Raw genomic sequence first — 13,457 nt, 5'->3', positions numbered from 1 at the left:
CCCGGACGGCAACCACGTTGACGAAGGAGTCACGATGGCCACCGAAACACCCTTGACGGTGCCGGTCCGGCGCAGCCGACCGAGCGCCGACACCGAGACAGCGGCCAGGACCGCCGCTCCGCGGAAGCGACGACCACGCAACGACCTGTGGCTGGCGCTCGCCTTCATCGCACCGGCCGCGATCGGGTTCGCGCTGTTCCTGCTCTGGCCGACGATCCGCGGCATCTACCTGAGCTTCACGTCCTACAACCTGCTCACCCCGCCGGTGTTCACCGGGCTGCAGAACTACGAGCGCCTCGTGCAGGACTCGATCTTCTGGCACTCGATGGCGGTGACGGTCGAGTACGTGCTGCTGAACATCGGGTTCCAGACGGTCCTCGCCCTGTTCATCGCGGTGATGATGCACCGGCTCACGAAGTCCACGTTCGTCCGGGGGATCGTCCTCGCGCCGTACCTGGTGTCGAACGTCGTCGCGGCGCTGATCTGGCTCTGGATCCTCGACACGCAGCTCGGCATCGGCAACGAGGTGCTCTCCGCGCTCGGCATCGGACGCATCCCGTTCCTGCAGAGCGACGTGTGGGGCATCCCGACCATCGCGTTCATCAACGTCTGGCGGAACGTCGGCTACACCGCGCTCCTCATCTTCGCGGGACTGCAGGCCCTGCCGGAGCAGGTCTACGAGGCCGCCCGCATCGACGGTGCGAGCGAGTGGAAGATGTTCTGGCGCATCACGGTGCCGCTCCTCCGCCCGATCCTGTCGCTCGTGCTCATCATCACGATCATCGGGTCGTTCCAGGTGTTCGACACCGTCGCGGTGACCACCCAGGGCGGACCCGCCAACGCCACGAACGTCGTGCAGAACTACATCTACAACCTGGCCTTCGGCCGGTTCCAGTTCGGCTACGCGTCCGCCGTCTCGGTGGCCCTCCTCATCGTCCTCAGCGTCATCACGTTCATCCAGTACCGACTCTCGCGTTCCGGCGAGAGCGATCTGGACTGACCGGCCACGGACCCCGAAAGCGAGTCGAAGATGACCAGCACACTGCCCCCCGTGGCCGACCCCACGACCACCCGCGCCCTCACCACCCGCGGTGCGAAGCCCCCACGTCCGAAGCCGTCCGTCGGCCGGGTGTTCGCCTGGATCGCGATGATCGCCGTGATCGTCGTGACCCTCTTCCCCTTCTACTGGATCCTCCGCACGGCGCTGTCGTCGAACGGTGCGATCTCCGCCGACCCGACCTCGCTCCTGCCGACCGGGTTCAGCCTCGGCGGGTTCGAGCGCGTCTTCGGCCTGCAGTCCACGAAGGAGGCGCTCGCCCAGGGCGGCTCCGGCGCGGCGATCAACTTCTGGCAGTACCTGCTCAACTCCGTGATCACCGCGACGATGATCACCGTCGGGCAGGTGTTCTTCTCCGCCGGCGCCGCCTACGCCTTCGCCCGGCTGCGGTGGCCGGGACGCGACAAGGTGTTCGCGGTGTTCCTCGCCGGGCTCATGGTCCCGACGATCTTCACGCTCCTGCCGAACTTCGCGCTCATCAAGTCGCTCGGCCTCGTCGACACCCTGCTCGGGATCTCGCTGCCCTCGATGCTGATGACGCCGTTCGCCGTGTTCTTCCTCCGGCAGTTCTTCCTCGGCATCTCGAAGGAGGTCGAGGAAGCGGCCCTCATCGACGGCGCGGGGAAGGTCCGGGTGTTCTTCCGGCTCATCCTGCCGATGGCCTCCGCACCGATCGCGACGCTCGCCGTGCTGACGTACATCACCGCGTGGAACGACTACTTCTGGCCGCTGATGGTGTCGTACACCGACAGCTCGCGGGTGCTCACCGTCGCGCTCGGCGTCTTCAAGTCGCAGGCCCCGCAGTCCGGCACCGACTGGTCCGGGCTGATGGCGGCCACGCTCGTCGCAGCGCTCCCGATGATCGTGCTGTTCGGCGTCTTCGCCAAGCGCATCGTCAACTCCATCGGCTTCTCCGGCATCAAGTAGGGACGCTCCCCATGACGAACTCCATCACCCGCCGCGCGCTCTTCGCCGGCGGTGCATCCGCCCTCGCCCTCGGTGCGCTCGCCGCGTGCTCGTCGCCCGGCCGCGCGTCCTCCACCGGCGGTGCGACCGGTACCGTGTCGTACTGGTTGTGGGACTCGAACCAGCTCCCCGCCTACCAGGCGGTCGCGAAGGCCTTCGAGCGCGAGAACCCCGGCATCACGATCAAGATCACCCAGCTCGGCTGGAACGACTACTGGACGAAGCTCACCGCCGGGTTCATCGCCGGCACCGCGCCCGACGTCTTCACCGACCACCTGACGAAGTTCCCGCAGTACGCCGACCTCGACGTGCTCTACAAGCTGGACGAACTCGAGGCCACCGCATCGATCCAGGACGCCGACTACCAGTCCGGGCTCGCCGAGCTCTGGAAGGGACAGGACGGCCACCGCTACGGGTCCCCGAAGGACTGGGACACCATCGCGATGTTCTACGACACCAAGGTGATGGCGAAGGCCGGTGTGACCGCCGACCAGCTCGCCGCACTCGAGTGGAACCCCGACGACGGCGGCACGTTCGAGCAGATGCTCGCCCACCTGACCATCGACGGCAAGGGGCGTCGCGGCGACGAGCCCGGCTTCGACAAGACCGACATCGCCGTCTACGGGATGAGCGCGAACGGCAGCGGCGGCGACGGCTTCGGGCAGACGCAGTGGTCGCCGTTCACCGGGTCGACCGACTGGTTCTACACGAACAGCAACCCGTGGGGGAACAAGTTCCGCTACGACGACGCCGGGTTCCAGAAGACGATCTCCTGGTACTTCGGGCTCGCCGAGAAGGGCTTCATGCCGAAGTACGGGGTGTTCTCCACCACGACCGGGCCGGACGTGCAGCTCGGGGCGAAGAAGGTCGCGCTCTCGTTCAACGGCTCGTGGATGATCGGCGCGTACGGCAACCTCGCCGGCATCGACGTCGCCATCGCACCGACCCCGTCCGGGCCGGTGGGGCACCGCGCGTCGATGTTCAACGGCCTGGGGGACTCGATCACGAAGCAGGCGCGGAACCCGGAGGCCGCGGCGAAGTGGGTCGCGTTCCTCGGCGGGTCCACCGCGCAGCAGATCGTCGGGAAGGCCGGGATCGTCTTCCCGGCGCGGCCCGAGGGCACCGCTGCGGCCGTCGCGGCGTTCGGGAAGAAGGGCTTCGACGTGTCCGCGTTCACCCAGCAGGTGGCCGACAAGACCACGTTCCTGTTCCCGGTCACGCGGAACCCGGGCGACATCCAGGCGCTCGTCCAGCCGGCGTTCGACGACATCTACGCCAACGGCAAGCCGGTCAGCACGCTGACCGGGGTCAACGACCAGGTGAACACGCTCCTGAAGCTGACGTAGGCGGGGCTTGCGCGGGCGCGGGCGCGTGGGGGTCAGGCGCCGAGGGCGTGCATCTGGATGGCGACCGCGGCCGCGCCCCGGGCCCACTCGTTGAAGCGGAACGGCTGCGCGATGACGGTGGGCGCCGGCGTCGACCAGTGCCGGGCGGCCTCGACCGAGCGGTCGAGCGCTGTCCGGCCGACCTCGGCGACGCCGACGAGCTCCCCGGAGAGCAGGACGACCTCGGGGTCGACGACGTTGACGACGTCCGCGACGAGGAGCCCGAGCGCTTCGGCCGCGGTGTCGACCACGGTGCGGGCAGCGCGAGCGTCGGCACCAGTGCCGTCGCCACGCGCCACGTCGAGGAGCTCGGCGGCCGACACCTGACGGCCGAGCGACGCACTGCCCGCGAGGGCGATCGCCCGGGCGCTGATGACCGCCCGTGCACACCCGCGGTGCCCGAACTCGCAGCGGAGGTCCGACGTCCCCGCGGTCCCACCGAGCCGCTGGTGCCCGATGCTGCCGGCGGCTCCGTGGGCGCCTGCCACGACCGTGCCGCCGACGACCAGACCGAGACCGATGCCGGCACCGATCGTCAGGAGCGCGAAGGACCGGTGGTCACGCCCTTCCCCGAACCAGTGCTCAGCGTGGGTGAGCGCCCGGACGTCGTTCTCCACCGAGCACGGCAGTCCGGTCGCGTCGGCGAGCAGCGCTGCGAGCGGGACGTCTTCCCAGCCGAGGAACGGCGCCCGACGGACGGTCCGGCGGTCCTCGGTCGCGCCGCCGAGCGCGACGCACACGCCCCGGACCCGGTCGTCCGCTGCGGTGATGGCGGCGATCACCTCGGCGACCCGGGCGACGACGGCGCTGACGTCCCGGTCGGCGAGTGGTTCCTCACGCTCGGTGAGGACCTCGCCGCGGTGGTCCGTCGAGACGGCGAAGAGGCTGTCGCCGGTGAGCTTCACCCCGATGAAGTGGTGTGCGTCCTGGTCGATGTCGAGCGGGATCGAGGGGCGGCCGGTCACCGTCTGCTGCACGCCGTCGCGCTCGATCAGGATCCCCGCTTCGAGCAGCGGCTTCGTGATCCGGGACAGGCTCGGGCCGGAGAGGCCCAGGCGGGCGGCGAGCTCGGTGCGCGGACGCGGCCCGGCACGGAGCACTTCGAGGACGACGGACTGCGCGCTGCCGACCAGCGGCTCCCAGCCGTGCTGGGGTCCTGCGTCGGGCATCTCGGGCACGTCGTCAGCCTAGGGCGCAGGCGCTGGTGCCGGGTCCTGCCGGTGCCGGGCGGTGGACACTCCGGTGATCCACAGGGGCTGTCCAGGGGTTCCGCACGGGCGGCACACACGCGGTCGACAGGATCGATCGCAGTGCGCACCTCGCGCCGATCGGAAGGACCTCCTCATGCAGTGCCCCAACGACCAGGCGACCCTCGTGATGTCGGAGCGATCCGGCATCGAGATCGACTACTGCCCCGAGTGCCGCGGTGTGTGGCTCGACCGCGGCGAGCTCGACAAGATCATCGAGCGAGCAGCGCCGTCAGCGCCCACCGCGACCGCGGCCCCCGCGCCGGCTCCGGCACCCGGTCCGCACGCGGTGCCGGCCGCGCCTGCGCCCGGCTACGTGCCCGGGTACACGTCCGGCATGGCGGTCCCGCGGAACGGGTACGCGTCCCCGGGATCCCCGGGCTCGCCCGGGTCGTGGGACAAGGGCCGCCGCGGGTACGGCCAGCAGCAGTACGGCCAGCAGCAGTACGGCCAGCAGTCCAGCCAGCAGTACGGCCAGCAGCCGTACGGGAAGAAGCGCCGCGGGAACTGGCTCAGCGAGCTCTTCGACTGACGACGCCCGGCGGTGACGGGGCCGGAGCGGCGGGCCCGCGGCCGATAGGGTTTCCGATATGCCGCACACCGCACACACGACCCCGGGCTGGGTGCTGAAGCTCGTCGTCGTCACCGGACTCGTCGGGGTCGCGGGTGGCATCGCCGGGGTCTCGGTGTGGCTCGCGCTGCAGCTCATCCAGTTCGTCGCGTTCGGGTTCCCGTTCGCCGGCCACCTCGAGGCAGCCGACGCCCCGTCCGCGCTGAACCGGTTCCTCGCCCTCGTCGCCGCGGGCATCCTGACCGGGTTCGCCTGGTGGGCGCTCCGACGGTGGGGCCGACCGATCGTCTCCGTGCCCGGTGCGGTCAACGGCAAGCGGATGCCGGCGCTCGCGACCCTGGCGAACGCCGGTGTCCAGATCCTCGCGGTCGGCCTCGGTGCGTCCATCGGCAAAGAGGTGGCGCCGCGGGAGATCGGCGCCTGGCTCGCCCAGCTCGTCACCGCCCGCGCGGGACTGTCGAAGCGCGAGACGAAGATCCTCGTCGCGTGCGGCGCCGCCGCCGGCCTCGCCGCCGTGTACGACGTGCCGCTCGGCGGTGCGCTCTTCGCGGTCGAGGTCCTGCTCGGCGAGCTCACCTTCGCCACCGCGCTGCCGGCGTTCGCCACGAGCGCCGTCGCGGCCTTCGTCGCGCGACTCGTGATCCCGGACGAGGTGCTCTACCACGTGCCCGCGATGCACATGTCGCCGTCGCTGCTCGTCTGGGCCGTCGTCGTCGGACCGGTGCTGGGCTTCGCCGGCGTCGGCTTCGTGAAGCTGACCAACCGGCTGCAAGGCATCGCGCCGAAGGGCTGGCACCTGCTCGTCGTGCTGCCGGTCGTGTTCGCGATGGTCGGGCTCATCGCCGTGCCGTTCCCGGAGATCCTCGGCAACGGCCGGGCGCTCGGCATCCTGGCGATGAACACCTCCGTCGACGACGGCTCGATGCTCGGCTTCGCGCCGATCGTGCTGCTCCTCGTGCTCGGTCTGATCCGGACCATCACCACCTCGGCCACGATCGGTGCCGGTGCGGTCGGCGGCACCCTGACGCCCTCGATCGCGATCGGCGCGGCGTTCGGCGGGTTCCTCGGCGGTGCGTGGATCCTGCTCTGGCCGGCGGACGGCCCCGGTCTGGCGTCCTTCGCGTTCATCGGCGCCGCGGCGTTCCTCGCGACGACCATGCGTGCGCCGTTCACCGCGCTCGTGCTCGTCGTCGAGTTCACCGAGCAGGGCACCGACATCCTCATCCCGTCGCTCCTGGCGGTCTCCGGGTCCGTCGCGGTCGGCTACGTGCTCGCGCGCCGACGCAGCGCCCAGATGGCCTGACCGCCGCACCCGACCCACACGCGCGCGACCCGACCGGCCTACCATCGGCGGCACGCGGCGGGGCGACCGGCTCCGCGCCGAACGAGAGGCACGGACATGGCGGGGTTCGACGACATCACGAAGAAGGCGCAGGACTTCCTCAAGGACGGCAAGGTCCAGGACGCCCTGAAGAGCGAGAAGGCCGAGGGCATCAGCGACAAGGTGCTCGACGGCGTCGCCGACGCCGTGAAGAAGGCCACCGGCGGCAAGTTCGACGACAAGATCGACGGCGCCCGCGACTCCGCCGACAAGCACGTCGGCAACGAGTAGCGTGCGCACACCGAACGGCCCCGCCCCGGCAACGGGGCCGGGGTCGTTCGCTGTCGGGGGACCGGGTGGACTCCTGGCGGAACAACCGGGACCATGGAGCGGTTGTCCCCGACGACAGTGAGTTGTCCCCGACGACAGTGAGTCGTCCCCGACGACCAGGAGGATCAAGCGCAGTGACGATCGTGGCACCGAACCAGCCGCTCACCGACGACCAGGTCGAGCGGATCAAGGCCGACTTCCCGATCCTGCAGCAGCAGGTGAACGGCGAGCCGCTGGCGTACCTCGACTCCGGCGCCACCGCCGAACGGCCCCGCCAGGTGCTCGACGCCGAACGCCGCTTCCTCGAGCACGACAACGCGGCCGTCCACCGTGGCGCGCACACCCTCGCCGCCCTGGCCACCGACGCCTACGAGGACGCCCGCGCCACCGTCGCCGGCTTCATCGGTGCCGCGAACCCGAGCGAGGTCGTGTGGACGAGCAACGCCACCGACGCCCTCAACCTCGTCGCGTACGGCATCGCGAACGCCAGCCGCGGCCGCGGGGGAGCGGACGCCGAACGCTTCCGGATCGGCCCGGGTGACGAGGTCCTGGTGACCGAGGCCGAGCACCACGCGAACCTCGTGCCCTGGCAGGAGCTCGCCATCGCAACCGGCGCGACGCTCCGCTGGGTGCCCGTCGACGACGACGGCTGCTGGAGCGCTGCCGACGCCATCGCGCTCATCACCGACCGCACGAAGGTCGTCGCCTTCGCGCACGTCTCCAACGTCACCGGGATGATCGCCCCCGTCGCCGAGATCGTCGCGGCGGCACACGCGCACGGTGCCCTGGTGGTCCTCGACGCCTGCCAGTCCGCACCGCACCGCCCCCTCGACGTGCAGGCCCTCGGCGTCGACTTCGCCGCGTTCTCCGGGCACAAGATGCTCGGCCCGAACGGCATCGGCGTGCTCTGGGGACACAGCGCACTCCTGAACGCGCTGCCCCCGTTCCGCACCGGCGGCTCGATGATCACCACCGTGACGATGGAGCACACCGACTTCATGCCGGCGCCGGAGCGCTTCGAGGCCGGCACGCAGCCCGTCTCCCAGGCCGTGGCGCTCGCCGAGGCGGTCCGCTACCTGCAGGCCATCGGCATGGAGCGGGTCCGCATGCACGAGGAGCACCTCGCCCAGCGGATGCTCGACGGGCTCGCCGCCGTCCCGGGCATCGCCGTCGTCGGTCCGGCAGCGGGCATCCCGCGCTCGGGTCTGGTGTCGTTCGACGTCGACGGGGTGCACGCGCACGACGTCGCGCAGTACCTCGACGCGCAGGGCATCGCCGTCCGCTCCGGGCACCACTGCGCCCAGCCGCTGCACCGCCGCCTCGGTCTCACCGCCACCAGCCGCGCGAGCACGTACGTGTACACGACCGAGTCGGACGTGGACCGCTTCGTGCAGGCCGTCAGCGAGATCCGCGGCTACTTCGGTGCGGACGGAGCGGCCTCGTGAACTCCCTCGACTCCCTGTACCAGCAGGTCATCCTCGACCACGCGAAGGCCCGGCACGGCGACGGTGCGCTCGCCGATGCCGACGCGTCGCACTTCGAGCGGAACCCCACGTGCGGCGACGAGATCACCGTCAGCGTGCGGCTCGAGCCCGGTTCGGACCGCATCGCCGGGCTCGCCTGGCAGGGTGACGGGTGCTCGATCTCGATGGCCTCCGCGTCGGTGCTCACCGACATGGCCGTCGGCCGGACCACCCCGGAGCTGCTCGCCCTCACCGAGGAGTTCCGCGCGATGATGCGGTCCAGAGGTGTCGGCGAACCGGACGAGGACGTCCTCGAGGACCTGATCGCCTTCCACGGGGTCTCGAAGTTCGTCATGCGCGTGAAGTGCGGGATGCTCGCGTGGGTCGCGGCGGAAGCCGCCGTGCGCGAGGCGAGCGCGGCCCGCTGACACGACCCGGAACCGGACGGGAGGCCCGTGGCGGCGCCGCCACGGGCCTCCCGTCCGTCATCGTCCGCGTCTACGACCCGACAGGCTGACCGATGACCGTGTCGCCGGAACCCGGCTCGAGGACCACGGAAGGATCCCCCACCGCGTCCTGGTCGACCGTGAACGTGGCATCGCCATCACCGGAGTGCGGCGTCAGCATGAGCGCGTCCTCGGTCGGACGGGCGAGTGTCCCTGCCTCCTGACCGACGGACGCGGCGGAGGCGACCGCCGTTCCGCCGAGCACACTCGCTCCGACGGCCGTGAGGACGATGCCGCTCGCGAGGAGCTTCTTCGTGACGGGCATGGTGTTCTCCTTCGTTTCGTCGACGCCTCGGTGACGCCGTGCAGGACCAGGAGACGACATCCGGTGTTTCGCCGACGTGTCGCTACGGTGATCTGATGCGCTCGCTCATCCGCCTCGACGACTGGTCCGACTCGGACATCGCGGGGGTCTTCGACCTCGCCGACGCCTACCGCGACGGCCGCGGTCCCGTCACCTCCGGGTGCGCGGTGCTGTTCTTCCCCGCCTCCAGCCTGCGGACGCGGGTGACGTTCGAGCGGGGGGCGGCGCTGATGGGCCTGCAGCCGATCGTGTTCCCCGAGACGACGCTCGACAAGCCCGAGGCACTCGCCGACGTCGCCGGGTACCTCGACGCCTGGGCCGACATCGTGGTCGCCCGGCACCCCGATCTCGCGGTCCTCGACGGGTTGGACTCGGTGCCGTCCCTCCCCGTCGTGAACGCCATGACGGACGGCAACCACCCGTGCGAGGTGCTGTCGGACCTGTACGCCCTGCGGCTCGGTGCGGAACTCCGGTCGCTGCGGTTCCTGTTCGTCGGCGCCGACGGCAACATCGCGCGTGCCTGGCAGGAAGCGGCACGGGCGATGGAGCTCGACCTCGTCCAGTGCTGCCCGGCGCAGGTCGCGACCCCGGGTGCGCGGTGGACGGACGACCTCGACGTGGCGATCCGCTCCGCCGACGTGGTGCTCACCGACGGTCCGGGCCCGCACGCCGAACTCCTGGCGCCGTACCGGATCACCGCGGCGCTCCTCGATGCGGCGCCGTCGGGCGTCCGGCTGAACCCGTGCCCGCCGTTCCTGCGTGGGCGCGAGGTCAGCGCGGATGCCCTGGAGCACCCGGCGTTCGTGGGGCACGCGTTCAAGGCGTCGCTGCTGCCGGTGCAGCAGGCCGTGATGGCGACCTGTCTGGGGCTGGGATGACGCTCAGAGGCGCGCCGGTGCTGCTGACCGCGTCCGCCGGCGACTACCGGGTGATCGCGTCCACCAGGTGGGCGATGCCGTAGTCCCACGCGCGGTCGATGTCCCCGCCGAGGCGGAACGCGCCGTTCAGCTCCATGCTGATGAAGCCCGTGGCCCACGCGGTGAGCAGGCGCGCTGCCTCGAGCGCATCGGTCTCGCCCGCCAGCCCGGCGGAGATACGGAGGATCGCGGTGCTCGCTGCCGCCTGCACCGCGGTGTCGGCGACGGGCGTTCCTGCACCGGGCGTCATGACCAGTCGGAAGGCCGCTGGTCGTTCCTTCCCGAACGCGCGGTACGTGTCGAGCAGCGTGCGAGCATCCGCGGCGGCGTCCAGGCGTGCTGTCAGCTCGAGGAGGGTCTCCTCGGCCACGAGCTGGATCAGCCGGTCGCGGTTCTCCACCCGCTTGTACAGCGACGGTGCGCGCACGCCGACGCGGACGGCGACGCCCTGCATCGTCACGCCGGCGAGCCCGTCCTCCTCGAGCAGGTCGCGCGCGGCGGCGACGATGGCGTCGAGGGTGGTCCGGTCCGGAGTGGGCATGGACCCGAGTATAGCTATTGACAGTAGCCATGATGGCTATGTAGCGTAGCCATCATGGAACTCGCACCCAACCTCCGCCGCATCGGCAGCGACGTGGTCTCCGCCTACCTCGTCGAGACGCCCGAGGGCATCACCGTGATCGACGCCGCCCTCCCCGGCCACTGGCGTGACCTCGTCGCCGAGCTGGCGTCGATGGGGCGCTCGCTCGATGACGTCCGGGGCGTGGTGCTCACCCACGGCGACTCCGACCACGTCGGCTTCGCCGAACGGCTGCGTCGCGAACACGGCGTGCCGGTGTACGTGCACGCCGCCGACGCCGAGCGCGCCAAGGGCGGTCCGAAGCCCAAGGGTGGGAAGCAGCGGATGCGGATCGGGGCACTCCTCGGCTTCGTGGCTTACTCGCTGCGCAAGGGCGGCGCACGGCCGGTGTGGCTGCAGGAGGTGGTCGAGGTGCACGACGGCGACGTCCTCGACCTGCCGGGTGCGCCGCAGGTCATCGGCATGCCGGGACACTCGCCGGGGAGCATCGCGGTGTGGGTACCGGCGGTCGACGCGGTGTTCGTCGGCGACGGGCTCACCACCCGGCACGTGCTGACCGGAGCCGTCGGCCCCGCGCCCGCGCCGTTCACCGACGAGCCGGCCCAGGCGATCGCGTCGCTCGGCGCCCTGCTGCCCACCGGGGCAACGTGGGTGCTGCCGGGGCACGGGGCACCGTTCCACGGTGGGGTCGCTGCTGCGGTCGCCGCGGTGGAAGCGGCGGCGCGCTGACCTACCAGACGAGCCCGTCGAGGTGGTCGTGCCCCTCGAGCAGTCGCGTGACGCGTCCTCGCGCCACCTCACGCACCGTGGGGTCGGGGTGGTGCGCGAGGATCGCGAGCTCGACCTCCATGTCGAAGAACCGCAGTCGCTCGCGCAGGTGCTCGCGCGCGAACAGCTCCGGGTACGCGCCGCGCAGCCACCCGGGGACCTCTGTCAGGGTCGATGCGTCGAGCCCTCGGCCGTCGGGTGTGGCCGGGAACTCCAGCGGTCGAGCACACCAGCGCAGGATGGTGTCGAGTTCGACGTCGGCCGGCTGGGCCACCGCCTCGGCGAAGTCGATGAGCCCGGTGACGCGCCCCTGGTCGACCATCACGTTCGACCCGTGCAGATCACCGTGGACGAGGACGAGCCGGTCGTCGGCGAAGAGGGGCAGTCGCGCGTCGACCCAGCGCGCGACGTGCTCGAACAGCCCGGCGTCGCCGCCGGCGTGACGGGCCTCGTCGACCAGCTGCTCGGCCGCGCCGACGACGGGCGGGTGGTACGCGGGCCACGATCCGCCGGCGAGGGCATCGGCCAGCCAGGGCGGCATCAGGTCCGCGGGTGCCGGGACGCGGTGGAGCTCGCGGAGCGCTGATCCGAGGCTCTCGATCATGGTCCGGCGGGCCTCCGGCGAGGCGGTCGGCCAGGCGTCCTGCAGCGTGCGACCGGGCAGTCGCGTCGACACGGACCAGGCGCCGTCCGGTTCGTCGCCGTGCGCGATGCGTCGAGCGTGCGGGACGTCGCTGCCGGCGAGCAGGTCGACGACCTCGGCTTCGTGGCGGTAGGCGTCGCGGATCGCGCCGTTGCTCGCCCGGACGACGACGTCGTCGCCGATCCAGGCGTGGCTGACCCAGCCGCCCTTCTCGACGAAGTGACCCGTCGTCGGCAGACCGGCGGCCGCCAGTGCGCGCGCCAGGCGCGGATCCGCCGTGGGGTTCACGTCGACTGCCGGGGCACGAGGAAGCACTCCGCGGTGCGGACGCCGCCCGCGACCTGGTCGCCCTGGATCATCCGCATGAGCAGGGCTGCCGCGCGGCGGCCGACCTCGCGCAGGTTGAGGTCCACGGACGTGATGCTCGGCCGCGCCGCGTCGGTGATGACGCTCCAGTTGTCCACGCCGACGACGCCGACCTGGGTGGGCACCACGATCCCGGCTTCGCGCAGGCAGTCCACGACGCCGCGCGCGATCTGGTCGCTCGTGCAGAAGACGCCGTCGAACTCGCTCCCGAGCAGCCGGGTCGCCGCCTCGTACCCCCAGCGCTCGCTCCACTCGCCGTAGAGGGCGTCGCCACCGGCGAGCGTCGCTCCGGCAGCGGCGATGGCCCGTTTCGCGCTCTCGACGCGGTGCGAACTCGCGGTGTGCCGCCGGGCACCCGAGACGACCGCGATGGAGCGGCGTCCGGACCCGATCAGGTGGTCGATCGCGCGGGCGGCGCCGGCTTCGTCGTCCGGCACGATGGAGACGTCGTCCGGGTCGAGGGACGGCGCGAGCGCGTACACGGCCGGCACCCCGAGGAGTCCGGTGATCGACGGTCGGGGGTCGCTGGAGCGACCGGTCACCACGATGCCGTCGACCCGCTGGTTCAGGAACGTCTGCACGTAGTGCGCTTCACGGATGGGGTCGCCGCGGCTCTCGGCGAGCAGCATGGACACCTCGCCGGGGCCGAAGGTGTCCTCCGCCCCGGTGAGGATCGGGATGGTGAAGCGCCCGTAGGCATCCGTCGAGAGCACGCCGACCAGGAAGGAGCGGCCGGGAGGCTGTGCTCGCGTCTCGGCGCGCACGACCAGTCCCAGCTCGCTCGCCACCAGGGCCACACGTTGCCGCGTCGCCTCGGCGATCTGTCCGCGGCCGTTGAGGACCTTGGAGACCGTCCCGACCGAGACACCGGTCTGCGCGGCGACGTCGGCGAGCGTCACCTCACGTCGATTGACCACGGCGTCCTCCTTGCGATGCATCGTACGGCACTCGGCAAACCTTGCCGTATCACGATTGCGACGTCAAGCATTGACACGGCCATCGCCAGGTTCTACCTTCGGCAAACACAGCAAAT

Annotated in this window: 15 protein-coding genes; 10 read left to right on the top strand and 5 right to left on the bottom strand. The window is 71.2% G+C overall.

Annotated elements, in window-relative coordinates; genetic code table 11:
* Positions 1-34: 34 nt before the first annotated feature.
* The 3 genes from EDF27_RS07505 to EDF27_RS07495 are packed head-to-tail and all read left to right on the top strand — an operon-like array spanning position 35 to position 3,369.
* Positions 35-1,000: a sugar ABC transporter permease gene (locus EDF27_RS07505; protein ID WP_132047988.1), complete on the top strand. Its 966-nt coding sequence runs from the start codon at positions 35-37 to the stop codon at positions 998-1,000.
* Positions 1,001-1,030: 30 nt separating this feature from the next.
* Positions 1,031-1,984: a carbohydrate ABC transporter permease gene (locus tag EDF27_RS07500; protein WP_123655630.1), complete on the top strand. Its 954-nt coding sequence runs from the start codon at positions 1,031-1,033 to the stop codon at positions 1,982-1,984.
* Between the two features lie 11 nt (positions 1,985-1,995).
* Entirely contained in the window at positions 1,996-3,369 is a 1,374-nt protein-coding gene (locus EDF27_RS07495) for a sugar ABC transporter substrate-binding protein (protein ID WP_132047986.1), read from the top strand.
* A gap of 32 nt (positions 3,370-3,401) precedes the next feature.
* On the opposite strand, the gene EDF27_RS07490 is transcribed toward EDF27_RS07495, so the two are convergent.
* A complete protein-coding gene (locus EDF27_RS07490; RefSeq protein ID WP_123702072.1) occupies positions 3,402-4,577 on the bottom strand; it encodes an ROK family transcriptional regulator in 1,176 nt (391 codons plus the stop codon).
* A 175-nt stretch (positions 4,578-4,752) separates the two neighbouring features.
* Between EDF27_RS07490 and EDF27_RS07485 the strand changes: the two genes are divergently transcribed.
* From EDF27_RS07485 to sufU, 5 genes are all read left to right on the top strand, one after another.
* Complete coding sequence (locus EDF27_RS07485; protein WP_123702074.1) at positions 4,753-5,187, top strand: zf-TFIIB domain-containing protein; 435 nt, start codon at positions 4,753-4,755, stop codon at positions 5,185-5,187.
* 58 nt (positions 5,188-5,245) lie between these two features.
* The gene (locus EDF27_RS07480; protein WP_123702076.1) at positions 5,246-6,529 is read left to right on the top strand and encodes a chloride channel protein; all 1,284 of its coding nucleotides are present in this window, start codon (positions 5,246-5,248) and stop codon (positions 6,527-6,529) included.
* A 96-nt stretch (positions 6,530-6,625) separates the two neighbouring features.
* The gene (locus EDF27_RS07475) at positions 6,626-6,838 is read left to right on the top strand and encodes an Rv0909 family putative TA system antitoxin (protein ID WP_123655625.1); all 213 of its coding nucleotides are present in this window, start codon (positions 6,626-6,628) and stop codon (positions 6,836-6,838) included.
* A 182-nt stretch (positions 6,839-7,020) separates the two neighbouring features.
* Positions 7,021-8,322 carry a SufS family cysteine desulfurase gene (locus EDF27_RS07470; protein WP_132048448.1) on the top strand — a complete coding sequence of 434 codons (1,302 nt, stop codon included), beginning with the start codon at positions 7,021-7,023 and terminating at the stop codon, positions 8,320-8,322.
* Positions 8,319-8,768 carry a Fe-S cluster assembly sulfur transfer protein SufU gene (gene sufU, locus EDF27_RS07465; protein ID WP_123702080.1) on the top strand — a complete coding sequence of 150 codons (450 nt, stop codon included), beginning with the start codon at positions 8,319-8,321 and terminating at the stop codon, positions 8,766-8,768. The genes EDF27_RS07470 and sufU overlap by 4 nt, the downstream gene beginning before the upstream one ends.
* A 70-nt stretch (positions 8,769-8,838) precedes the next feature.
* Here the strand turns inward: sufU and EDF27_RS07460 are convergent, their stop codons facing one another.
* The gene (locus EDF27_RS07460; RefSeq protein ID WP_123702082.1) at positions 8,839-9,111 is read right to left on the bottom strand and encodes a hypothetical protein; all 273 of its coding nucleotides are present in this window, start codon (positions 9,109-9,111) and stop codon (positions 8,839-8,841) included.
* A 95-nt stretch (positions 9,112-9,206) separates the two neighbouring features.
* Between EDF27_RS07460 and EDF27_RS07455 the strand changes: the two genes are divergently transcribed.
* Complete coding sequence (locus EDF27_RS07455) at positions 9,207-10,028, top strand: ornithine carbamoyltransferase (protein WP_123655621.1); 822 nt, start codon at positions 9,207-9,209, stop codon at positions 10,026-10,028.
* A gap of 43 nt (positions 10,029-10,071) precedes the next feature.
* Here the strand turns inward: EDF27_RS07455 and EDF27_RS07450 are convergent, their stop codons facing one another.
* Positions 10,072-10,608, bottom strand: coding sequence for a TetR/AcrR family transcriptional regulator (locus tag EDF27_RS07450; RefSeq protein ID WP_123702087.1), 537 nt, complete (start codon positions 10,606-10,608; stop codon positions 10,072-10,074).
* Between the two features lie 54 nt (positions 10,609-10,662).
* Here EDF27_RS07450 and EDF27_RS07445 point away from each other — a divergent pair, with 54 nt between their 5' ends.
* Positions 10,663-11,376, top strand: coding sequence for an MBL fold metallo-hydrolase (locus EDF27_RS07445; RefSeq protein ID WP_123702089.1), 714 nt, complete (start codon positions 10,663-10,665; stop codon positions 11,374-11,376).
* A 1-nt stretch (position 11,377) separates the two neighbouring features.
* Here the strand turns inward: EDF27_RS07445 and EDF27_RS07440 are convergent, their stop codons facing one another.
* Both EDF27_RS07440 and EDF27_RS07435 read right to left on the bottom strand, forming a co-directional pair.
* The gene (locus EDF27_RS07440) at positions 11,378-12,346 is read right to left on the bottom strand and encodes an aminoglycoside phosphotransferase family protein (protein WP_243698250.1); all 969 of its coding nucleotides are present in this window, start codon (positions 12,344-12,346) and stop codon (positions 11,378-11,380) included.
* The gene (locus EDF27_RS07435) at positions 12,343-13,341 is read right to left on the bottom strand and encodes a LacI family DNA-binding transcriptional regulator (protein ID WP_207909580.1); all 999 of its coding nucleotides are present in this window, start codon (positions 13,339-13,341) and stop codon (positions 12,343-12,345) included. The genes EDF27_RS07440 and EDF27_RS07435 overlap by 4 nt, the downstream gene beginning before the upstream one ends.
* Positions 13,342-13,457 lie beyond the last annotated feature (116 nt).

The organism is Curtobacterium sp. PhB136 (genome assembly GCF_004346855.1).
Taxonomy (GTDB): Bacteria; Actinomycetota; Actinomycetes; order Actinomycetales; family Microbacteriaceae; genus Curtobacterium.
Note: the sequence above shows the minus strand (reverse complement) of the source record. Positions and strands in the feature narration are given on the sequence as shown.

Coding starts and splice junctions, on each gene's coding strand:
- EDF27_RS07460 (WP_123702082.1), bottom strand. CDS start 9,111: ATGCCCGTCACGAAGAAGCTCCTCGCGAGCGGCATCGTCCTCACGGCC.
- EDF27_RS07455 (WP_123655621.1), top strand. CDS start 9,207: ATGCGCTCGCTCATCCGCCTCGACGACTGGTCCGACTCGGACATCGCG.
- EDF27_RS07445 (WP_123702089.1), top strand. CDS start 10,663: ATGGAACTCGCACCCAACCTCCGCCGCATCGGCAGCGACGTGGTCTCC.
- EDF27_RS07505 (WP_132047988.1), top strand. CDS start 35: ATGGCCACCGAAACACCCTTGACGGTGCCGGTCCGGCGCAGCCGACCG.
- EDF27_RS07495 (WP_132047986.1), top strand. CDS start 1,996: ATGACGAACTCCATCACCCGCCGCGCGCTCTTCGCCGGCGGTGCATCC.
- EDF27_RS07475 (WP_123655625.1), top strand. CDS start 6,626: ATGGCGGGGTTCGACGACATCACGAAGAAGGCGCAGGACTTCCTCAAG.
- EDF27_RS07490 (WP_123702072.1), bottom strand. CDS start 4,577: ATGCCCGACGCAGGACCCCAGCACGGCTGGGAGCCGCTGGTCGGCAGC.
- EDF27_RS07450 (WP_123702087.1), bottom strand. CDS start 10,608: ATGCCCACTCCGGACCGGACCACCCTCGACGCCATCGTCGCCGCCGCG.
- EDF27_RS07485 (WP_123702074.1), top strand. CDS start 4,753: ATGCAGTGCCCCAACGACCAGGCGACCCTCGTGATGTCGGAGCGATCC.
- EDF27_RS07480 (WP_123702076.1), top strand. CDS start 5,246: ATGCCGCACACCGCACACACGACCCCGGGCTGGGTGCTGAAGCTCGTC.
- EDF27_RS07500 (WP_123655630.1), top strand. CDS start 1,031: ATGACCAGCACACTGCCCCCCGTGGCCGACCCCACGACCACCCGCGCC.